The 20,246-nt window shown below is 65.3% G+C and carries 22 protein-coding genes, 1 riboswitch and 1 other annotated feature (1 of these 24 only partly in view); of the genes, 1 reads left to right on the top strand and 21 read right to left on the bottom strand.

Annotation, left to right across the window (positions count from 1 at the left end):
* Positions 1 to 247, bottom strand: a binding site (T-box leader); it reaches 7 nt to the left of the window's first position.
* 42 nt (positions 248 to 289) lie between these two features.
* The 16 genes from thiD to pxpB all read right to left on the bottom strand — a co-directional run bounded on the left by thiD (position 290) and on the right by pxpB (position 16,636).
* Positions 290 to 1,162, bottom strand: coding sequence for a bifunctional hydroxymethylpyrimidine kinase/phosphomethylpyrimidine kinase (thiD, locus tag LKX83_RS17580; protein ID WP_255654651.1), 873 nt, complete (start codon positions 1,160 to 1,162; stop codon positions 290 to 292).
* A 59-nt stretch (positions 1,163 to 1,221) separates the two neighbouring features.
* Positions 1,222 to 2,376 carry a glycine oxidase ThiO gene (thiO, locus tag LKX83_RS17585; RefSeq protein ID WP_227883598.1) on the bottom strand — a complete coding sequence of 385 codons (1,155 nt, stop codon included), beginning with the start codon at positions 2,374 to 2,376 and terminating at the stop codon, positions 1,222 to 1,224.
* Positions 2,373 to 3,215 (bottom strand): thiazole synthase, encoded by an 843-nt coding sequence (locus tag LKX83_RS17590; protein WP_227883599.1) that lies wholly within the window; start codon positions 3,213 to 3,215, stop codon positions 2,373 to 2,375. The genes thiO and LKX83_RS17590 overlap by 4 nt, the downstream gene beginning before the upstream one ends.
* 5 nt (positions 3,216 to 3,220) lie before the next feature.
* Positions 3,221 to 4,084, bottom strand: coding sequence for a thiamine phosphate synthase (thiE, locus tag LKX83_RS17595; protein WP_227883600.1), 864 nt, complete (start codon positions 4,082 to 4,084; stop codon positions 3,221 to 3,223).
* Positions 4,077 to 5,234 carry a ThiF family adenylyltransferase gene (locus LKX83_RS17600; protein ID WP_227883601.1) on the bottom strand — a complete coding sequence of 386 codons (1,158 nt, stop codon included), beginning with the start codon at positions 5,232 to 5,234 and terminating at the stop codon, positions 4,077 to 4,079. The genes thiE and LKX83_RS17600 overlap by 8 nt, the downstream gene beginning before the upstream one ends.
* Positions 5,227 to 6,990 (bottom strand): phosphomethylpyrimidine synthase ThiC, encoded by a 1,764-nt coding sequence (thiC, locus tag LKX83_RS17605; RefSeq protein WP_227883602.1) that lies wholly within the window; start codon positions 6,988 to 6,990, stop codon positions 5,227 to 5,229. Before thiC ends, LKX83_RS17600 begins: the two co-directional genes overlap by 8 nt.
* Before the next feature lie 105 nt (positions 6,991 to 7,095).
* Positions 7,096 to 7,299 (bottom strand): hypothetical protein, encoded by a 204-nt coding sequence (locus tag LKX83_RS17610; RefSeq protein ID WP_227883603.1) that lies wholly within the window; start codon positions 7,297 to 7,299, stop codon positions 7,096 to 7,098.
* Positions 7,300 to 7,452: 153 nt separating this feature from the next.
* Positions 7,453 to 7,558: riboswitch (TPP riboswitch) on the bottom strand.
* Between the two features lie 45 nt (positions 7,559 to 7,603).
* Positions 7,604 to 8,218 carry a YcnI family copper-binding membrane protein gene (locus tag LKX83_RS17615; RefSeq protein WP_227883604.1) on the bottom strand — a complete coding sequence of 205 codons (615 nt, stop codon included), beginning with the start codon at positions 8,216 to 8,218 and terminating at the stop codon, positions 7,604 to 7,606.
* Positions 8,219 to 8,339: 121 nt separating this feature from the next.
* Positions 8,340 to 8,804 carry a DUF2269 family protein gene (locus tag LKX83_RS17620; protein ID WP_227883605.1) on the bottom strand — a complete coding sequence of 155 codons (465 nt, stop codon included), beginning with the start codon at positions 8,802 to 8,804 and terminating at the stop codon, positions 8,340 to 8,342.
* A gap of 2 nt (positions 8,805 to 8,806) precedes the next feature.
* Positions 8,807 to 9,355: a PadR family transcriptional regulator gene (locus LKX83_RS17625; protein ID WP_227883606.1), complete on the bottom strand. Its 549-nt coding sequence runs from the start codon at positions 9,353 to 9,355 to the stop codon at positions 8,807 to 8,809.
* A gap of 768 nt (positions 9,356 to 10,123) precedes the next feature.
* Complete coding sequence (locus LKX83_RS17630; protein WP_227883607.1) at positions 10,124 to 10,801, bottom strand: response regulator; 678 nt, start codon at positions 10,799 to 10,801, stop codon at positions 10,124 to 10,126.
* Positions 10,798 to 11,643, bottom strand: coding sequence for a sensor histidine kinase (locus LKX83_RS17635; protein WP_227883608.1), 846 nt, complete (start codon positions 11,641 to 11,643; stop codon positions 10,798 to 10,800). The genes LKX83_RS17630 and LKX83_RS17635 overlap by 4 nt, the downstream gene beginning before the upstream one ends.
* Before the next feature lie 64 nt (positions 11,644 to 11,707).
* Positions 11,708 to 13,381: a copper resistance CopC/CopD family protein gene (locus tag LKX83_RS17640; protein WP_227883609.1), complete on the bottom strand. Its 1,674-nt coding sequence runs from the start codon at positions 13,379 to 13,381 to the stop codon at positions 11,708 to 11,710.
* Positions 13,382 to 13,540: 159 nt separating this feature from the next.
* Positions 13,541 to 13,972, bottom strand: coding sequence for a gamma-glutamylcyclotransferase family protein (locus LKX83_RS17645; protein ID WP_227883610.1), 432 nt, complete (start codon positions 13,970 to 13,972; stop codon positions 13,541 to 13,543).
* A complete protein-coding gene (locus LKX83_RS17650; protein WP_227883611.1) occupies positions 13,969 to 14,727 on the bottom strand; it encodes a 5-oxoprolinase subunit PxpA in 759 nt (252 codons plus the stop codon). Before LKX83_RS17650 ends, LKX83_RS17645 begins: the two co-directional genes overlap by 4 nt.
* Positions 14,728 to 14,776: 49 nt before the next feature.
* A complete protein-coding gene (gene pxpB, locus LKX83_RS17655) occupies positions 14,777 to 16,636 on the bottom strand; it encodes a 5-oxoprolinase subunit PxpB (RefSeq protein WP_227883612.1) in 1,860 nt (619 codons plus the stop codon).
* 126 nt (positions 16,637 to 16,762) lie between these two features.
* Here pxpB and LKX83_RS17660 point away from each other — a divergent pair, with 126 nt between their 5' ends.
* Positions 16,763 to 17,086 carry a hypothetical protein gene (locus LKX83_RS17660; protein ID WP_227883613.1) on the top strand — a complete coding sequence of 108 codons (324 nt, stop codon included), beginning with the start codon at positions 16,763 to 16,765 and terminating at the stop codon, positions 17,084 to 17,086.
* A 70-nt stretch (positions 17,087 to 17,156) separates the two neighbouring features.
* Here LKX83_RS17660 and LKX83_RS17665 read toward each other — a convergent pair whose 3' ends face one another.
* The 5 genes from LKX83_RS17665 to LKX83_RS17685 form a co-directional block, all read right to left on the bottom strand.
* On the bottom strand, positions 17,157 to 18,125 hold the full coding sequence (locus LKX83_RS17665) for an aldolase catalytic domain-containing protein (RefSeq protein ID WP_227883614.1): 969 nt from the start codon (positions 18,123 to 18,125) through the stop codon (positions 17,157 to 17,159).
* A gap of 169 nt (positions 18,126 to 18,294) precedes the next feature.
* The gene (locus LKX83_RS17670) at positions 18,295 to 18,657 is read right to left on the bottom strand and encodes a LytTR family transcriptional regulator DNA-binding domain-containing protein (protein WP_227883615.1); all 363 of its coding nucleotides are present in this window, start codon (positions 18,655 to 18,657) and stop codon (positions 18,295 to 18,297) included.
* Between the two features lie 21 nt (positions 18,658 to 18,678).
* Positions 18,679 to 18,819 carry a cyclic lactone autoinducer peptide gene (locus tag LKX83_RS17675; protein WP_227883616.1) on the bottom strand — a complete coding sequence of 47 codons (141 nt, stop codon included), beginning with the start codon at positions 18,817 to 18,819 and terminating at the stop codon, positions 18,679 to 18,681.
* A gap of 5 nt (positions 18,820 to 18,824) precedes the next feature.
* Positions 18,825 to 19,340 (bottom strand): accessory gene regulator ArgB-like protein, encoded by a 516-nt coding sequence (locus tag LKX83_RS17680; protein ID WP_227883617.1) that lies wholly within the window; start codon positions 19,338 to 19,340, stop codon positions 18,825 to 18,827.
* Entirely contained in the window at positions 19,337 to 19,966 is a 630-nt protein-coding gene (locus LKX83_RS17685) for a hypothetical protein (protein WP_227883618.1), read from the bottom strand. The genes LKX83_RS17680 and LKX83_RS17685 overlap by 4 nt, the downstream gene beginning before the upstream one ends.
* Between the last annotated feature and the right edge of the window lie 280 nt (positions 19,967 to 20,246).

The following is a 20,246-nucleotide window of genomic DNA, read 5'->3' on the forward strand; positions in this document are numbered from 1 at the left end:
ACGAAAGGACCGTGGTACCACCCTTATTGGAACGTCGGCATCGCGGCAAACCGCGGACGTTCCCACTCGTGCGGCGTAACGGGCCGCTGCCGGTGCTCCCTACTGTGCCGCGCCGGACAGGCGACGGGGTTCAGGAGACTGCTCCGGAGTGAAATTCGGCAGCCCTGTTCCTAGGAACGCTTGCAGTCGGCGGCGTCCCCTCCCTGCGAGGCAGGTGCTGCGTACTTGTCTCCATCGTTGCATTTAGAAGCAATAAGTACTTGTATTATAGGGGATTCCGAACGGGCAATCAAGTGCGTTTCCGCGCATCGCGGGCGCATGGATCGCGCCAGGCCGCTTGCCAGAGCGGGCCGTGCCCGCCCCCGAGCGGCGCCGCGCCGGCGATCGCGGCGGTGACGAACTGTTTGGCCGCCCGGCAGGCATCCCCCAGCGGGACGCCGCGCGCGAGCAAGGCGGCCACAGCGGCAGCCAGCGTGCAGCCGGTGCCGTGCGTGTTCCGCGTCGGCAGCCGGGGCGCCGCGAGCAACTGCGGGGCGGCCGGGTCCGCCGCGGTGATCAGAATGTCGATGCATTCGTCCCCTTCCGCGTGCCCGCCCTTGAGCAGCACCGCGCGCGGACCGTATGCGAGCAGCGCCCGCGCGGCGGAGATCCGTTCGTCCAGCGAGCGGATTTCCCCTTCCCGGACGCCGAGCAGCTCGCAAGCCTCCGGCAGATTCGGCGTGACGAGCGCCGCCAAAGGCAGCAGCAAGTCGCGCTGGGCGGCGTACGCCTCGCCGTCCGCGAGCGCGTCGCCGGAGGTCGCCGCCCGGACCGGATCGACGACGAGCCGGGCGACGCCGTACCGGCGGACCGCCGCCGCGATCGTTTCCACGATGTCCGCCGTCGGCAACATGCCGGTCTTGGCGGCGTCGGCGCCGATGTCGGTCAGCACGCTCTCGAGCTGCGCCGCCACGATGTCCGCCGGAGCGGGAAAGACGCGCTGGACGCCCAGCGTATTCTGGGCGGTCAAGGCCGTCACGACGGTCATGCCGTAAGCCTCCAGCTCCTGAAACGTCTTGAGGTCGGCTTGAATGCCGGCGCCGCCGCCCGAATCCGACCCGGCAATGGAAAGGACGCGCGGCACGGCGGCGGGCGGAGCGGCAGATCCAGCAGTGTTAGGCATGGCGGCCGTCATTGCTCTCGGTTGCTCCTGCGACCTCATGTCCGTCATATCGCGCGCGCTCATCCCGGCACCCCCTCCACCGTCGCCGTGAAGGACGCGAAGCGGTCCGGCGCGAAAGGCAAGAGCTCGCGCCCGCCCGGCCCGCCGCCCGCGGCGAGCCACCGCCCGACGAGCGCGGCGGTCGCCGGACTGAGCAGGATGCCGTTGCGGTAGTGCCCGGCGGCCAGAAACAGCCGGGGCGAGAGGGGCACCGGGCCGAGAAGCGGCCATCCGTCCAGCGTCGCCGGCCTCAGTCCGGCCCAGCTCCGCGTCGGCGCCGCGCCGTGCAGCATCGGCAGCACCCGCTCGCTCCAGCGGACGAGTCGGCCGATGCCCGCTTCGGTCACGGACCGGTCGAAGCCGGCGTCATCCTCCGAGGCGCCGCAGACGAGCGTGCCGTCCGCCTTGGCCGCCCAATAAGCCTGAGACGAGAAAAGGAGATGACGGGGCCGGACGGTCGGCGAGTCGTAAGCGCAAATCTGCCCCCGGATCGGATGGATCGGGATGCGGACCCCAAGACGCTCGGCCAAACCGCCGCTCCAGGCGCCGATGCAGATGACGGCCAGATCCCCCGTATACTCCCCGCCGGACAGGACGGCTCGCACGGCGCCGGTGCCCGGCTCGACGCTCAGCGACAGCAGCTCGCCCGCCCCGTCGACAAGACGAACGCCGGTGCGGCGGCAAGCCTTCTCCAGCGCGGCGACGAGCTTCGGCGCATGCACGTGCGCCTCGGCGGGGCTGTACAGGGCGCCAAGCGCTTCCGGCGCGACCGCGGGCTCCAGGGAGCGCAGCGCGGCGTCGTCCACCCACTCGCAGCCGCCGCCGAACGCGCGCTGCCAAGCCAGCCGTTCCAATAGCGGCTGCCGGTCCGCCCCGTGCATCGCCAGATGCAGACTCCCGGAGCGGACGAATTCCGCCCGCTCGCCGGACGCCTCCTCGATCTCGCGCACCCACTCGGGATACATCCCAAGGCTCTCCAAGCACAGCCGGAAAAAGTCGTCCGGCCCTTCCCCGTTCTCGGAGAACGGCGCGAGCATGCCAGCCGCAGCGCCGGACGCCTGGCCTCCGATCGCGCCTCGCTCCAGCAACGTGACGGCGAAGCCCCGCCGGGCGGCTTCCCAGGCGCATGACAGGCCGACGATCCCGCCGCCAACGATCAGCACGGCCATCTTCATCGTGCCCCTCCGCGGGAAGCGCCGGCTGGCGCGTTCCCGCTTCGGGGTTCCGCCGCCGCAAACAGTCTTCCCTCCGGCTCGCTGCTGGCGGTGGCATAACGCTTTTTCGGGATGCGGCCGGCAAGCCTGGACAGGCGCCCGGCTTCGATCGCGAGGCGCATCGCCTCCGCCATGGCGACCGGATCCCGGGCGCGGGCCACCGGCGTATTGACGAGAATGCCGTCCGCCCCGAGCTCCATCGCTTGGGCCGCGTCTGCGGCCGAGCCGAGTCCCGCGTCGACGATGACGGGCACCCGCGCTTCCTCCGCGATCCAGCCCAGGTTGTACGGATTCAGAATGCCGAGTCCCGTTCCGATCGGAGAGCCGCCGGGCATGACCGCCGCCGCACCTGCCTCCTCCAGGCGTTTGCACAGCATCGGATCGTCCGACGTATACGGCAGCACGACGAAGCCCTCGGCGGCGAGCCGCTCGGTCGCCCGAAGCGTCTCCAGGGGATCCGGCAGGAGCGAGCGGGGATGGGCGCTGATCTCCACCTTCACCCAGTCGCCGAGACCCGCCGCCCGCGCAAGCCGCGCGATGCGGACCGCTTCGTCCGCGTCGGCGGCGCCGGAAGTATTGGGCAAATAGACGAGTTCCCGGTCCGAGAAATGCTGCAATACGGTATCCTCTGCGACGCCGTCCAGATTCACCCGCCGAATGGCGAAGGTGACGACGTGCGCGCCGGACGCCGCCAGCGCCTGTCGCATCACGACCGGGCTCGGATACCTCCCCGTCCCGAGAAACAGCCGCGATCGCAGCGTCGTGCCGCCGATGACGAGCCCGTTCGTTGATCTGTCCATGCCGTTCAGCCTCCCCCCACGAAATGCACGAATTCGATGCGGTCATCTTCGCGGACCGGCACCTCGGACCAGCCTGCCCGCGGCACGACCTCTCCGTTGCGCTCGGCCACGACCCGCCGGTCGGCGAGCCGGTATTCGGCCGCCAGCTCGAGCAGCGTGCCGGCGTTCGTCACGCCTTCCCGGCCGTTGACGATCAGCCGGACGCCGCCGGAAGCCGGCATGCCGGAAGGCGATTCAAACTCCCAGCGCTCGATGTAGCCGCGCAGGCGCCGCGCCGCCTCCTCGGGATCCGGGCTTCCCACGATCGCCGATACGGCGCAAAGCCTCCTTGCTCCGGCGGCCAGCACATCCTCGGCGTTGCCGGGCTGGATGCCGCCGATGGCGAAAAACGGGATCCGGACCGCTCTCGCCGCTTCCGAAACATAGGATAGTGTCACGGCCGCGCGCTCCGGCTTCGTCCCTGTCGGATAGACCGGCCCCACGCCGATGTAGTCCGCGCCGGCGCGCTCCGCGGCGACCGCCTGCGGCAGCGCGTGCGTCGAAACGCCGACGATCCGGTCCGGTCCTAGCATCCGCCGGGCGGCTTCTACAGGCAGGTCTTCCTGCCCCAAATGCACGCCGTCGGCTTCCGCGGCCAACGCGATGTCGGGGTGATCGTTCACGATGAACAGCGCGCCGAGCCGCCTCGTGAGCTCGCGCAGCGCCTCGGCTTTGCGCAGCAGCTCCCGCTTCGGCGCCTCTTTGTCGCGCAGCTGCACGATGTCCGCCCCGCCGCGGATGGCGGCTTCCATCACCTCCAGCAGTCCCCGGCCGGGGTGGTATTGTTCCCCGGACACGACGTACAGTTTGCATTCGCGGATGTTACGCATCCCCATTCCCTCCTTCTGTCTTCCCGACGCCGGCACTTGTCTCCGCAGGGACAGGGCAGCCTTCTTCCGGGTCGGCCAAGTAGCGCCTGCACGCCTCGATCGCGCGGCCCGCGTCCGCTTCGGCGCCCTGCACCAGCACGCGGCCGTCGGCGAACGCCGTGAGCCGGATCTCCTCCGGCGCGAGCGCCCGCACGAGAAACGCGTTCGACGCCAGGATGCGACAGCCCCTGCGCCGCAGCGTCTCCCCCAGCTCGCCGGGCGAAAGCGGCCGCCCGGTCGTCACCTGGATCGTATCCCGTCCGCACAGGACGACGGCCTCCAGCGGCGCGATCCCGGCAGGATCGTCGCCGCACGCGCGCTCGCGTTCGACCGGGTCGGTGACAGCCCCCGCTTCCCGTCCGCAGAACGGACAGCCCGCGCGCCCCGCCGGCATGCGCGACTCCCGCACGGCGAACGTCCAAACGTCCGCCGTCAGCCAGGAGCGGCGCAGCGCTTCCCCGTTGCCGGACAGCCACTTGAGCGCCTCCGCGGCCTGCAGCGCCGCCACGAACGCGACCGCGGGATAGATCACGCCCGCCGTCTCGCAGTTTCGCTCGGACTCGGGCGCCTCTTCCCCGCCCAGCAGGCAGCGGAAGCATGCGGTCCGGCCCGGAACGAACGCCGCGCTGGCGCCTTCGGACCCGCTCACGCCGCCGTACAGGAGGGGCACGCCCTGCCGGAAGCAGGCGTCGCTCAGCGCCAGCCGGCACGCGGCATTGTCGGTGCCGTCAAGCGCGAGGTCCACCCCGGCGACGAGCGCGCCGGCGTTAAGCGCGGTGACGTCCGCCACGTGCGCCTCCACGCGGACGCTCCCGTTGATGCGCCGCAGCTTGGCGGCCGCGGCGACGGCTTTCGGTAGCGCCTGCCGGGCGTCCTCCTCGTCGAACAGCGCTTGCCGCTGCAGATTGCTCGGCTCGACGTAGTCGCGATCGACGAGGCGCACTTCGCCCGCGCCCGCGCGCACCATCTGCTCGGCGAGCGCGGCGCCGAGCGCGCCCACGCCGACGATCAGCACGCGTGAGGCCGCGAGTCGCGCCTGACCGGCAATCCCGATCGGCGCGAACCGCGTCTGCCGCGCGTAACGCGCAAGCCCCGGCGCCGCTTCAGACATAGATCCGGCTCCCTCCCGCCTTGAACGCTTCCGCCTGGTCCCGCATGCCGTCCTCGATCGCTTCCGCCGTTTCCAGCCCCCGTGCGGCCGCGTATTCGCGGATGTCCTGCGTAATCCGCATGCTGCAGAACTTGGGCCCGCACATCGAGCAAAAGTGGGCGGACTTGGCCGCGTCCGCCGGAAGCGTCTCGTCGTGGTAGCTCATCGCCCGCTCGGGGTCGAGCGACAGGCGGAACTGATCGCGCCAGCGGAACTCGAAGCGCGCCTTCGACAAGGCGTCGTCCCGCAAGCGGGCCCGCGGATGCCCTTTGGCCAGGTCGGCCGCGTGCGCCGCGATCTTGTAGGCGATGACGCCGTCCTTGACGTCCTCCTTGTTCGGCAAGCCAAGATGCTCCTTCGGCGTGACGTAGCAGAGCATCGCCGTTCCGAACCAGCCGATCATCGCCGCCCCGATTGCGGACGTGATGTGGTCGTAGCCGGGCGCGATGTCCGTCGTCAGCGGACCTAGCGTGTAAAACGGCGCCTCCTTGCAAACTTCCGCCTGACGATCGACGTTTTCCTTGATCAGATGCATCGGGACGTGGCCCGGACCTTCGATCATCACCTGAACGTCGTGCCGCCAGGCGATCTCCGTCAGCTCGCCGAGCGTCTCGAGCTCCGCGAACTGAGCGGCGTCGTTGGCGTCGGCGATCGAGCCGGGACGCAGTCCGTCTCCCAGGGAGAACGTCACGTCGTAGGCTTTCATGATCTCGCAGATTTCCTCGAAGTGCGTATACAGGAAATTCTCCCGGTGATGCGCGAGGCACCAGGCCGCCATGATCGACCCGCCGCGGGAAACGATCCCGGTGACGCGGCTTGCGGTGAGCGGGATATAGCGCAAAAGGACGCCCGCATGGATCGTAAAGTAGTCGACGCCCTGTTCGGCCTGTTCGATCAGCGTGTCGCGGAACAGCTCCCAGGTCAGGTCCTCCGCCCGGCCGCCCGCCTTTTCGAGCGCTTGGTAGATCGGCACCGTGCCGACGGGCACCGGCGCGTTGCGGACGATCCACTCCCGCGTCGTATGGATGTTTTTCCCGGTCGACAGGTCCATGATGGTGTCCGCGCCCCAACGCGTCGCCCACGTCATCTTCTCGACCTCCTCCTCGATCGAGGAGGCGACGGCGGAGTTGCCGATGTTCGCGTTGATCTTCACGTGAAAGGCGCGGCCGATGATCATCGGCTCGCTCTCCGGGTGGTTGACGTTGGCGGGAATGACGGCCCTTCCTGCGGCCACCTCGTCGCGGACGAATTCGGGCCGCATCCCTTCCCGCGCCGCGATAAAGTCCATCTCGGGCGTCACGAGACCTTGGCGCGCATAGTGAAGCTGCGTCACGTTGCGGCCGGCGCCCGCCCGCAGCGGCGCGCGCAGCAGTCCCGGATAGCGCTCCTCGCCGCGGCGGGCCTCGCTCTCCTCGGTCGCAAAGCCGTTGTCCTCGGGTTTGACGCGCCGGCCGTCGTACCGCTCCGTGTCGCCCCGCGCCTCGATCCATTCGGCCCGCAGCGCCGGCAAGCCCCGGCGGACGTCGGCCTCGTAGCTTTCGTCCGTGTAAGGACCGCTCGAATCGTATACCCGCACCGGCTCGTTCGGCGACGGCGTCCCGTCCCGCCCGCGGCTGTCCGCGAGCGCGATTTCCCGCATCGGCACCCTTACGCCCGGCTGCGTCCCGGGGACGTACACTTTCCGGCTCCCCGGCAGCGGATGAGTCCAGATCGACATGAAAAAAACCTCCTTGGAATTCGACTCGAATTCCGCTAGGAGGCCGGATGAGAGAGATGCCGATTGGGAGAAAGAGGTCCGCCGGAGGCGGCTTCGCGCGCGGCGTCAAGGCCGGGCGAAGACGGTCCGAACGGCGGCGGCGACCATCGGGGAGGCGGCGAGACGCCGGTCTTCCGAGAGATTGCCTGACCGTGCGATGACGACGAACGACTGCGCGGGACGGCCCGTTTCGGCTCCCCCGCCGCCCGAAAGGCGCGGAAGAGCTTCGCCGTCTTTGTTCGCATGCGCGGCGGCGCCGCGCAAAGCCAAAAAAGCCGCCCCGTCAAGGAGCGGCCCAACGCGTGTCGTCGATGGGCGCCGCGGCATGGAGTCCGTGCGGGACGCACTCTGCGAGAGAGATGCCGTCCGCACGCGAACGTCGGACGCCCGAAGGCGTACCGCAGCCGCTAGCGCCGCCAATGGCGCACATGTGGTCCACTTTCCTACGCTGGCATGACCCAGATCAGGTTCAAAGGGACCAAGGCGGTACGCCTTATCTCAGCCCTCACGGGCGCCCCTAGTGGAATTCTTGGTTACAATGTACACGCTTCGCCGTGCCGTGTCAATCCCGAACTTACGCCCGCTTTTTGCGGAGAAGCGCAACGACCAGTGCGAGCAGGCCGGCGGCGAGGCCCGCGATCGCGAGGCCGAGCGTAAGCGGATCCCGTTCTTCCTTGCCTTCGTCTGCCGCGGCGGAGGTACCGTGCCCGTGCCCATCGCCCGCGACGGCCGGCGTCACCTTCGTGACGGATGCCGGCTTATCGGAAGACGCGTCGCCGGTCCAATCGACGACCGTGCCGTCGGAGTAGGTTTGGTGGGCTTTCCATGCCAGGTCGGAGGCGCCTTCCGCTACTTTGCCCTGGAACGAGAATTGGCCGAATTCGGTCGGAGATAAACCTTTGCCGGTCGCTTTCCAAGTCACGGAAACGATCTTGCCGTCATTGTTCCGCTCCAGCTCATATGTCCAATCCGGGAACGGCTGAAACCGCGACACCTCGACGCCTTCCGGCACTTCCAGCTTGACCTGCGTCGTCGAGGCGCTCTCGCTTTCGGTCGGGATGCGGATGGTGAATACTTGATAGGAGTTCTGCGGCGCCTCCGACGGAGAGACGACGACGTGGGCGCTGGCCGCGCTTGCGAAACCTAGCGCCAGGAAAAGCGCGAATAGGACGGTAATGCTTTTTTTCATGGGGGTTGCTCCAACCTTTCGTCGCATTGATCGAATACCCACCATTATAAGCTCGTCTTTCGCTCTGCGCATGACTACAAAGGGCTATAGCCTAACGTTTCCCATCGCGGCGCCGGCCCCGTCAAAACGGCTTGTTCAGCATGAGGTACAGGACGACCAGCGGGAGAAGGATGACGAACGTGCCGAACACGTCCCAACGGCGGGAGGCTTGCCGGTAGCGGGCCGAAAGCGGAATTCGCCCGTGCGCCGCCGCGGCGCTCTCCTGCATCATGCACCGCTGCGCGGGGATGAGGACGGCGCCCCAGACGACGCCGCTCAGGGCGAACAAGGCGAGGGACGCCGTCATCCAGTTCCACTCGTGCAGCGGATAGCCCGCTTTCGCCGCCATGGCGAAGCCGGTCGCGATCAGCAGCACGATGCCGGGCAGCGTAAAGGCGTAATCCGCCAGCATGACGTTGCGGGCCGTGCGGCTCAGGTGCGGAAGGTCTCCGGACCGCTCCGCGATGATTTTCCAAAATGCGGCCGTGATGATATTTCCCAGAAACAAAACCGCGCCAACGACGTGCAGCATCAAGAGAACGGCCATCGTTATTCCTCCTTCGGGCTCGCTTCGCCCTTCAACGTTTGATCGAGCAGCCGCAATCCTTCTTCGATCGCGTTCAGATGCGACTCGTGGTAGCGGATGCCGATCAGCAGCGACAGCTTCATCGACAACGGCAGCTTGGCGTCGTGCTCTTCGCGGATGCTCCGCAGCGCCGCAAGGCTCGCCCGGTGATCTTCCGCGCCGTTCGCGAGCCATCCGGCCATGTCTTCCGCTTCGGTCTCTCCGGCGAAGTAAAGCCTCATGCAAAGGTCCGAGCGGATGCTGTCGGGGAGAAGCGGACTTTTCAGGTATTCCTCCAGCGCGGCCGTGCCGGCTTCGGTGATCGCGAATTCGTGCTTGTTCGGCCGATCCTCCTGCACGATCGTTCGCTTCGCGATCAGCCCCTCCTTCTCCAGCTTGGCGAGCGCCGGATAGACGCTTCCGTAGCTGCCTTCGAAGAAATACGCGATATTGCCCTCGAATTCCTTTTTGATCTCGTAGCCGCTTCTCGGCTGCGAGCGGAGCAGCGCCAGCGCGACATACTTGGCTTGCATCTGCATCCGATCCACCTCGCTAATCTACATTGTTTATATTCATATTGTTAATATAAAAGAGACCGGCGGAAAAGTAAACCATTTTGTTTTCGTGCCTGGCATCGGGTTAGAAGGGCCGCTCGCCGTCTTCGGTCCCTTTGCCGCGGGAGTTATGCGGTTTTTCCGATTATCTCCGCCGTCTACGGTCCTTTTGCGCGGGAGTTATGCGGTTTTTCCGATTATCTCGCCGTCTTCGGCCCCTTTGCCGCGGGAGTTATGCGGTTTTTCCGATTATCTCCTCCGTCTTCGGCCCCTTTGCCGCGGGAGTTATGCGGTTTTTCCGAGTATCTCGCCGTCTACGGTCCTTTTGCGCGAGAGTTATGCGGTTTTTCCGATTATCTCCGCCGTCTTCGGTGACTTTGCGCGAGAGTTATGCGGTTTTTCCGATTATCTCCGCCGTCTTCGGTGACTTTGCGTGGGAGTTATGCGGTTTTTCCGGTTATCTCCGCCGTCTTCGGCGCCATTGCACGAGAGTTATGCGGGTTTTCCGCATATCTCGCCGCCCCCAGCACCTTTGCACCGGAGTTATGCGGTTTTTCCAATTATCTCCGCCGACTTCGGCGCCATTGCTCGAGAGTAATGCGGTTTTTCCGGTCATCTCCGCCGTCTTCTGTGCCTTTGCACGAAATGCTCTTTCGGTCCCTCTCGAAACCATCAAAAAAACCGTGTCCCTCACGGCGGCCAGCCGGCGAGGAACACGGTTGCGAGAAGCATTTGTACATCGTCGCGTCAAACCGGATCGACCCAACCTCGCTCGTACGCGTAGCGGGTCAATTGGACGCGATTGTCCAGGTGAAGCTTTTGCAAAATGTTTTTGAGGTGGTTTTTGACCGTATGCTCGGAGAGGCCGAGGGCGGCGGCCACGTCGCGGTTCGTCTGCCCGCGGGCGACCTCCTGCAAAATCTCCTTTTCGCGCGCCGTCAGCCCTTCGCGGAAGATGCCGTCGTCCCGGGCCGCGTCGGTCGCGACCGACGGCCGGCGGTTTGCGAACTCCCGCAAGATCGAAAGCGCGAGCTCGGGATTGAGCGGCGCCTCGTCCGACGCGACGGCGAGCAGATATTCGCGCCAGGCGGAAGGATTCAGGTTTTTCAGCAGAAAGCCCTGCGCCCCTTTTTTGAGCGCTTCGAACAGGTAAGCCGGATCGTCGGATACCGTCACCATGACGATTTTGACGTCGGGATAAGCCGACTTGATGGCTTTGGCCGCGTCCAATCCTCCCATGCCGGGCATCGAAATGTCCATCAGAATCAAATCCGGGCGCGCATCGGCCATCCGCGCGAGCGCCTCTTCTCCGCTAGCAGCCTCACCCGCGATGATAAAGCTCGGATCGCCCGCCAAAATCTCCCGCATGCCCTGACGGGCATGCTTGTGATCGTCCACGATCAAAATGCGCCACGGTTTCGTCATCGGTCTCCCCCTTTCTTCGCCAATTCGACGACCGTCCGGCCGTCTCTTCGTTCGATCGCGAACGTCCAGCCCATGCGGCTCGCCCGGTCGCGGACCATGCGAAGGCCGAACCTCCCCGCCGCCCGCAACGGATCGCCCTCGAAGCCGACCCCGTCGTCCTCGACGGTACAGCGGAAGCCGTCGCCTCCGACCGGCTCTCCGACGACGAGCACCGACTGGGCGCGCGCATGCTTGCGCACGTTCAGGAGCGCTTCGCGGAGACAGGCGTGCAGCTCGACCTTTTCCTTGTCGGTCAAGCTGTCCTCCGGGATCGTCCAGCGGAATTCCGCCCGCGCCTCGAGGATGGCCGACGTCTCGCCGAGCAGCTCGCGCAGCGGCACGACCCAGGCGTCGTGCTCCGCCGACGGCGGCAATCTGAGGTTGGCGATCGCCTGCCGCACGTCCTCGTGCACGACACGCACCGTTTCCCGCAGCTGCGACGCGAGCTCCCGGACCGCCGGCTCCCCGCTCGCCGCGCGGTCGAGCTGATCGAGCTTGACCGCGAGCAAAAACAGCGACTGCGCGATGCCGTCGTGCAGCTCGGCCGCGAGGCGCTCGCGCTCCTCCAGCGCGGCGCTGACCGAGCGTTCGCGCTGAAGCGAGGCCTGAGAGCTCTCCAGCCGCCGGAACAAGCCCCGGACGAGCGTCATCGTGACGACCAGCACGATAAACGGCGCGAGCAGATTGCCCAGCTCCATGGACATATAAGGGAGCAGGAACGCATGGCGCACATATTCCCAGAGGCCGATCGTGATCGTTGGAATCCATAGGATGAGCCATTTGATCCGCCGATTGCTGCGCATGTTCCGCCCTCCTGACGGCCGACCTTCCCGAGCTGTTTCCTTCGTCCGAATGCGATCCGTCACGTCAGTAGATGCGGAAGGACGTCGACCGCGGCTTCAGCTCTTCGCCCTTGGCGTCGACGACCCGGACTTCCGCTTCCCATTTGCCGCGGAAGGCCAGGTACGGCCCCTTTGCTTCGAAAGCGTACTTCGTGTACTCGGGGAAGTCGTCCAAGCCCTTGTCTTCGACGGGCACGATCGGCACCTCGATCGCGCCGACATCCTTGCGATCCAGCGGGCGAAGCCGCAGCTCGATCGACTTGGGCGCCCCGGACGCCTCGGGCAGCCATACTTTCAGCGTAAAGTTGTTGTCCCCCGGGGCGTTCGGCGAAATGCGCAGCGTCACGTGCATATCCGTCCCCATCTCGTGGTACGAAAGGGGCTCGTTCGCGGGCAGCGGATTCTGGTACGTCAGGATGCCGACGCAGAACACGATGCCGGCGAGCAGACCGAAATCGGTTTTCAGCAGGAAGCCCCGAGGCAGGTCGCCCCGGCGCAGGCGCAGCCGGATGAGGAACGCCGCGGCGACGACGAGCAGCGACAGCCCTGCCTTGACCAGCAGCCATTTGCCCCAAGGCGTGTACCACAAATAATCGAGCGTCGGCAGGAAGACGAGCGTCGACAGCGTCCCGGTCACCCAGAGCAGAAGGAAGGAGACCAGCGCCCACTTGGAAAAGACGAGCGCGAACCGGCCGGCTTCCGGCCGCTCCTTACGCCAAACGAGGAGGAGCAGCGCGAGACCGCCGCCCCACGCCGAAGCGGCGAGCAGATGGACGAAGTCGAGTCCGACCGTATAGGCAATCGGCGAAAATGCCGCCGCGTGGCCGCTCCAGGCTTCGATGAACAGCGCCACTGCCGCCCAGAACAGCCGTCCCGCGAGGCCGAGGCCGCTGAGCAGCGGCGCGGCCAGGGCGAGCAGCAGCTCGGCGGCGTACAGCCGGCCGATCGTCGTATCCGTAAGGATGCGTCCCCATTCGGAGAAGGGTTCGCCCTGGGTCAGGTTGGCCATCTGGAACACGACGTAGGCGATGATCGCGAGCGTCGTATACTTCGAAAAGGTGCGGATCGCTCCTTCCCGTACTTCCCGCACGATCGGTGAAGTCCCCCTTTGCGCGCTCCAAAGCAGCAAACCCGACAGCGCGAGCAAGCCGGCGTAATAAGCGATCCGGGAAGCGTACAGCAGAAACGTCTGCGTCGTCAAATCCTGACCGCCGCCATGGTTGTGCCCGCCGTGCCCGATCTGGGCGTGCGGATCGAGCTGGCTCGCGTCCGGCAGCGGCGGCGGGTTGCCGACCGTGAAGACGTACGCGCCCGAGACGGGGTGCCCGTCGGCGGAGATGACGTCGTACGTTACCGTATAGTGGCCTTCTCCCAGTTTGGGCAGTGCCATGCGCAAGCCTTTGCCTTGATCGAACCGCTCGGGCTTGGCCGAAGCGACCGACTTGGACTGGTCGTCCAAAACGCGCAGCCTCGCCTCCGCCGAATCCAGCCGCTCGCTGAAGCGCAGCTCGACCGCCGCCGGCCCTTCCGCCAGCTTCGCGTCCTGTTGCGGAGTCGCCTCGACCAGCGACGCGTGGGCCGACACCGTCCGCGCGGCGAACGCGCAGGCGGCCAGGACGAGGACGAGCAGCAAAAGAAGCGCCCGGCCCGTCGTCCGGCGGTGGGCGCGATTGGTAGAGGAGAATATGGAATGTGTCATTGAGGTGTAGCCTGCCTTCCCAAGTCCGCTTGCGTTCTCGGACCTCGTCTTTTCCTTGAGTCGCCGGGATCCCGCGCGAATAAGGCCGTATCTAATCCATTATAAACCGAATGAACGGCGATCGCATGACTCCAACGGGCTAATCGTCGCCCTAACCGGCTAAATGTTCCCCTGTCCGCGCCGGCGGCGGATCGCGTCGGGCCACCAGCCGGACGCCGCGAACGGGCAACCCCGGTCCGATTCCCAGACATAGGCCCAGCCCGAGACATCGCCGTCGTCCGCGTCGCGCACCCATACCCGGTCGTAATCGTTCGGCTCCTCGGCCCCGACGAAGCCTTCGAAGGCGTCAAGCGTCGGCCAGGCGGCGGGCGTAACCTCCACCCACAGCCCCCGAACAAGGGGCTCCCTCCCGTCCTCCGCTTCAGCGCCCCCGAGCCAGAGCGCCGGATAAGGTCCCGCGTCGATCAAGCGGCCGCGGACGCGGCCCGGGCGCGCCTCTCCCGAGAGAAAAGGCGCGAGGACGCCGTGATTCGCCATCCCGGGGAGCAAGGAGCCATAGACGAACAGCCGGCCGTAGCGCCCGCCGCTCACGGAGCGCGCACCACGTAGCCGTTGACCTCCAACCCGCGCCGCAGCGCAGCGGCGAACGCCGCCGCCCCGGGTGTATCCCCGTGGATGCAGATCGTTTCGGCACGCACGAGAGCCGTCTGGCCGTCCGCGGTCTTCACCCGCCCTTGCTCCAGTAGGTCCAACGCCTGCCGCAAGGCGCGAGCGGGATCGTCCAGCACCGCGCCTGGCATCGCTCTCGGCGCCAAGCTGCCGTCCGCGAGGTACGCGCGGTCGGCGAAACCTTCGACGATCGCGCGCAGGCCGTACGCTTCGGCGGACCGAAGCAGCGCGCTGCCGCCGGGGCCGACGACGGCGAGCCGCGGGTCGAGCGCTTTCGCCGCGCGGACGACGGCTTCGGCCAGATCATCTCGCCGCGCGGCCATATGGTACAGCGCGCCGTGCGGCTTCACGTGCGCGACGCGACCGCCGGCGATTCGAGCAAACGCCTGCAAGGCGCCGACTTGGTGGAGCATGTAGTCCTCGACCTCGCGCGCGGTCGCCTGCATCTCGCGCCGGCCGAAGCCGAGCGGATCCGGGAGCCCGGGATGCGCGCCGATCGCCACGCCTTTCTCGACGCAGGCGAACACGGCGGCGCGCATCGTGTGCGCGTCCCCGGCATGATAGCCGCAGGCGATATTGGCGGAGGAGACGAGGGCGATCAGCGCGGCGTCGTCCCCGCTCCGATACGTTCCGTACCCTTCTCCCAGATCGCAGTTCAGATCCACATTACGTCCCATGCGGGCACCGCCTTTTCTTGTAATCGCAAGGAGCCGCCTCCAGACGGCATCATGCCCGATCCGCGTACCAGGCCAGCCGGATGCCCGCCTCGCGCCGCGCCCGCTCTTTCTCCTGCCGGGCCAGCGCCGCATGTGCCGCCGCCAGGCCGACCGGTTCGAACGAGACGGACTGTCCGGGCCGCAGCTGTCCAAGCAGCGGCAGGTCGGCGGAGATCACGTGCGCGAGAATCGGGTACCCGCCGGTCGGCTGACAGCCGGAGGCGAGCAGAATTGGCTGGCCGTCCGGAGGCACCTGCACGGTCCCCGGCGTCACGCCGTGCGAGACGGGCTCGATCGGCGAGGAGAGCCGGAGCGGTGCGCCCTCGAGGCGGATGCCCATTCGGTCGGAAGCCGGCTGCACCCGGTACGCGGTCACGAGTAGGCGAGCCCGCGCGGCCGGATCGAACCAATCCCAGCCGCGGCCGCGAAGAACGCGCAGCACGACAGGCGGGCCGTCCGGCGGCAGGCCCGCCGCCGCCGCATAGCCGCCCGGAGCCGGCGCCCAGAGCCGCCCCGACCGCTCAGCTGCGGCTGCGAGCCGGGCTGCCAGCCGCGCCGCTGCGGGCGAAGGCGCGCCGAAGGCCAGCGCGTCCCCAGCGGCTAGCGGCCTGCCTGCGAGCCCGCCGATGCCGGCGCGCGGGTCGGTGCTGCGACTTCCGAGCGAAAGCGGCACGTCAATGCCGCCGGCGAAAGCGAGGTAAGCGCGGCTGCCCCGCTCCATCCGGCCGACCGCCAGCTCCGTACCTGCCCGCAGCAGCACCGGACGGCCCGCTGGCATCGGCTCGCCGTCCGCCTCCGCGGGCGCAGCCGCCCCCGTCAAGGCGACCAGCGCGTCCCGCAGCATGCGATATCGCCCGCCCTGCATCGTCAGCTCCAACACGGCCGCGTCCGCTTCGTTGCCGACGAGCGCATTTGCCGTGCGGCAAGCCTCGCGGTCCATCGCCCCGCCCCGCGAGACGCCGAACGCTTGCCAGCCGAGCCGTCCGAGGTCCTGTACCGTCGCGTGCAGTCCGGGCGCGAGCACGGCGACGCCCGGCGGAGCCTCCTCCGCGGAATCGGTTTGCGGCCCCCGCCGCCCGCCCGCGGACTCACCATCCGCGTCTTCCGCCTCCCCGGCCGCAACGGGCGCAAACCGCACCCGGTCTCCGGGACGAATCGGGAACGGATCCGCCTGCTCCGGCCGGAACAGACGCAGCGGCGTCCGGCCGACGATTTGCCAGCCGCCCGGCGAGTCCACGGGATAGATTCCCGTCTGGCGGCCCGCGATGCCGACGGAACCCGCGGGCACCCGCAGGCGCGGCGAGTCGTGACGCGGCTGGGCGAGAGCCTCCGGCAGTCCGGCCAAATAAGGAAACCCGGGCGCGAAGCCGATCATGGCGACTTCGTAATCCGCCTCGCTGTGGCGCCGGACGAACGCCTCTTCGCCCAATCCGCTCCGCGCTGCCGCGGCGGCGAGATCCGGCCCGTCTTCTCCGCCGTAGCGGACGGGCACGACCACGGTGCGTCCGCTCGGGGCGTCTCGATCATCGGCCGTCTCCGCGTCGCCTGGCGCATCGCCGCCATGGCGGACGCTTGCTTCCTGCCCTCCGCTCTTCTTCTCCGGCTTAACCAGAAGGTTTGCGATCGTCACCGCGATCGCCTCCCCGTCCCATTCGCCGGACGCGTCCGTAAATGCCGCGGGCAGCCGCAACGCGTCCACGTGCAGCGTCAGCGTATCGTACGCAGGCACGATTTCGCGGAGCCAATCCCCGGCAAGACTGCGCAGCCGCTCCGCCGCCAGCGCCAACTCGGAAGGACGCGGCGCCGCTTCGCCTTTCCATTGCAGGAGAAAAGCTTCGTCCCCTAGCGTTTCAACGCGCCATTGTGCCATTTCTCGCCCTCCCCCCTTCTTTTCCGCCTTGCCGCGCATTGCATCCGCCTTCGAATTCCCGCTACAATGAATGGGTCGTCTTTGGACCGATACGATATTTCCATCTTAAACCTGGAGGTTTCCCGCATGGAAACTTACGATTTGGCGCAGCTCACGATCGCCCAGCCGGCCAGAAGCTGGCAAGTTCTCTTCGAACGGGCCAAGCTTTACGTCATCCACGAATACGGTACTTTCTCCTGGTATGTCGACATCGACGGTATCGAGGAGGCGGCGCTGCTGTCCCACTTCGCCTCCACCGAGGACATCGGCGTCGCGATGCAGGCGACGACGATCGGGGGCCGCCTTTTGGGCGGCAGCGCCTATTTCCATCCGAACCCGATGAACAAAGCGGCGGCGCTGCGCGGCCAGGGCGAACTCGAAGGCTACGGGCCCGGCATCGCCGCCCGTTAGCCCGCCGTCTGTCCGCTCGGCCCGCCTCAACGACAAAGGCGCTCCTGCGGGAGCGCCTCTTCGTTGTGCCTTATTTGCTCGAATACACTTCCGGCGTCGTCATCTTGTCGTAAAACTCGGTGAACTTGTCCCGGTCTGCCGACGCGCGCCAGCCCATCGCCGAACGCGGATGCTCGTCCAGCGTACCCGTGATCATGTCGGGAATCAGGTAGCCCCATTCTTCCTTCTCTCGCAGCTTCAGCATGTGCTTCTCGATCATGCCGAGCACCGGACGCAAGCTGTAGCCCGGGTTCGTTAGCTTGGCCAGGAGGAGCTCGGTCGGCGTGTTGCCGGCGGCGCGGCCCATGCCGTAGACGGATGCGTCCAGCAGCTCGACCCCCATGTCGGCGGCCGCGAGCGTGTTGGCGAACGCCAGCTGCATGTTGTTGTGGGTATGAACGCCCAGGCGCTTGTTCTTCAGGGAGCGGCGGAACTTCTCGACCAGGTAGCGGATATCGTCGGGGTCGAGACTGCCGTAGGAGTCGACGATATACACGACGTCGATCGGGCTGTCGCTGATCATGGCGAGCGATTCGTTCAGCTCGTTGTCCATGACGTTGGAGAGAGCCATAATGTTGATCGTCGTCTCGTAGCCCCGCTCATGAAACAGCGTGCCGAGCTCGATCGCCTTCTCGGTATCGCGCGCGTAGCTCGCCACGCGGATCAGGTCGAGCATGGATTCGTTGCGCGGCAGAACGTCGTTCTCGTCCACCCGGCCCACGTCGACAAGCGCGGACAGCTTCGTGTTCAGTTTGTTCGGGATGACCTTCCGGAGAAAATCGTCGTCCAGAAACCGCCAGGGGCCCGCGCCATCCGAGCCTTTCAGCAGGCGGGGAGAGTTTTTGTAGCCGACTTCCATATATTCGACGCCCGCTTCGTTCAGGCTGTTATACAGATCCTGCACGAATTCGACGCTAAAATCCCAATTGTTGACAAGGCCGCCGTCGCGCACCGTGCAATCCACGATTTTGCAATGGCTTGTTTTGCTGTGAATGGTCATGTACCCGGTCTCCTTTTGTTGACATGCCGAAACGATTCGATAACACGCATATGGTACTTAGTGTATAAGAAACAGCTGCGATTAACAAGCGCTCGGACGTATTTTTACAGTTTCGGCAAGCCCCTTCGGATCCCTTTTGCCCAGAAAAATAGACTGCCTCGCGGCAGCCTCAAGCCAGTCCCTTATGCGTCTCTAAAAACTTCAACACTTTGGTGACGTTGTTGATCGAGATGGTGCATTTTTTGGCGTCTTTCCCTTCGGAGAAATACGCGATCCGAAACCGCTGATCGACGTGTTTGACCTTGGTCAGATGAACCGCGTTGTTCCGGTCGATGATTTCGAAGTCTTCCCCGGATGCCCGCAGCGCCTCGGTCCAGTACTTGAGCGTGCCCGGGATGAAGTACTGCTCGTCCTGCGTATGAAGCACGATCATGTCTTTGTTCCGGTGGGTTTCGAAGAATAAGACATCCTTCACTTGTAATGCGATCAGACCCGCTTTCCCCTCAGGATCCCTGGAGACAGAAAGCTGCATAAGGATTATCCTCCAAACCTCTTACTTGCTGAGCAGCTCTTCCGGAACTTCCGGTTGGTTGAAGTACCAGAGGCAGGCCATCGTGACGGTCATTACCGTACTGAGCGCGGTCAGCATCACGGCGAGACGGAACGCCACGGAACCTTTCACTTTTTTCAACATCAGCTTCACCTCCTTCCGCGGATCAATGTCAGGCATTGAAGCAGAAAGGCCGATGCGAGCGCCGAGGAGCCAATTAGCAGATTCGCTCCTACGAGCAGCACCGAGCCGAGCTTCAGCAGTGGAAAAAACCGCGGCGGAATTCGCGTCTGCCGCTCGATGCGGGAGGGCGCGAATACGGCGGCCAGCGCCATCCCGATCACGGTCATCGCCACGAGGGTCGGGCGGTTAAAATCCGAAAACGAGAACAGAGTAAACACAGCCGGCGTGACGATGACGCACACCATGCCCGACTTCAGATGGATGCCGCCGGACAGCTGACGAAGAACCCCAAAGCCGAGCAGGACTAAGGCAACCTGTCCAACTTTGCCAGTGAAAAGGGCGATGCCGAGCGTCAGAACGAAGATAAAAAAAGCGTTCAGGATCGCCTCGAGCGAGTACCGGATGACCTCCACGCTGGACGGATGGTGCGGAGCGGCCTTCTTGATGCCGACGGCGAACCGATGGGCGAGGGCATGGATCATCGATTGTTCGTCTCCTTTCGAAATGCGAAATAAGCGAGGCAAAGCAAGGCGAGAAACAGGAAGCTGAAATCGACGATGACCACGCGATAATAAAGCAGAATGCCAAGCGCCACCATCGTAAGGATGATAAGCGAGAGAATCAGCGCTTGCTCCCATTTGAAGCGGAGTTTCTCGAACTGGAAGGCAAAGCCGATGCCGAATTTGTAGAGAATATAGGATAGCGCCAACACGATGAGACCTGTCGCCGCTTGAATGACATGTCCCTTGATGGGATGCAGGTCTGTTGCGGTTACGTAAGCTACGCTGCCGGATATAAAGACGATGACACTCTGGATGACGACAGTGAATACATAGCCGAACAGGCTCATGATAAACGTCCAAATGATGGGAACTCTCGCGACTGCAAAAATAAAAATGCTGAGAAGGATGACGTTGATGACGGGAACGAGCTCGGATAACGTAAATTGTTCGCGAAGAAAATAGCTCTGGATGTTCATGACGACGTTGATGAGAAGAGCTTGCCAAAAGTAATCCATGAATTTGAATCGAAACAGGGTTAAGGTGATCGAAGTTAGGGCGATGGTCTCGATGCAGGAAAAAAGCATGAACTCGAGAAAGTCCTTCATTGCGTCATAACCCCTTAGTGGCGTTGTCGACTTCTGCGTTCTCGGCTACCGGTAAATTCATAGACTTCGCAATCTACTTCATTTCCTGCGCGTTCGAGAAAATGGTCGGGGCAATCTCTGTTGAAAGCTGGAGGGCTGTTCCAAAAGATGCAGGAAAGACCAATCCTATTACCTATTTTAGCAGATTTCCGAGAGAAATCACTATAATCTTGATTCTCTAGCATCATTTTCCCGGACCGGAGAATCTGATTGCGTTAGCAGCAGCCACAAGCGCCCCCGA

Origin of the sequence: Cohnella baijiui (assembly GCF_020731285.1) — a bacterium.
In the GTDB taxonomy this organism is placed as follows: Bacteria; Bacillota; Bacilli; order Paenibacillales; family Paenibacillaceae; genus Cohnella.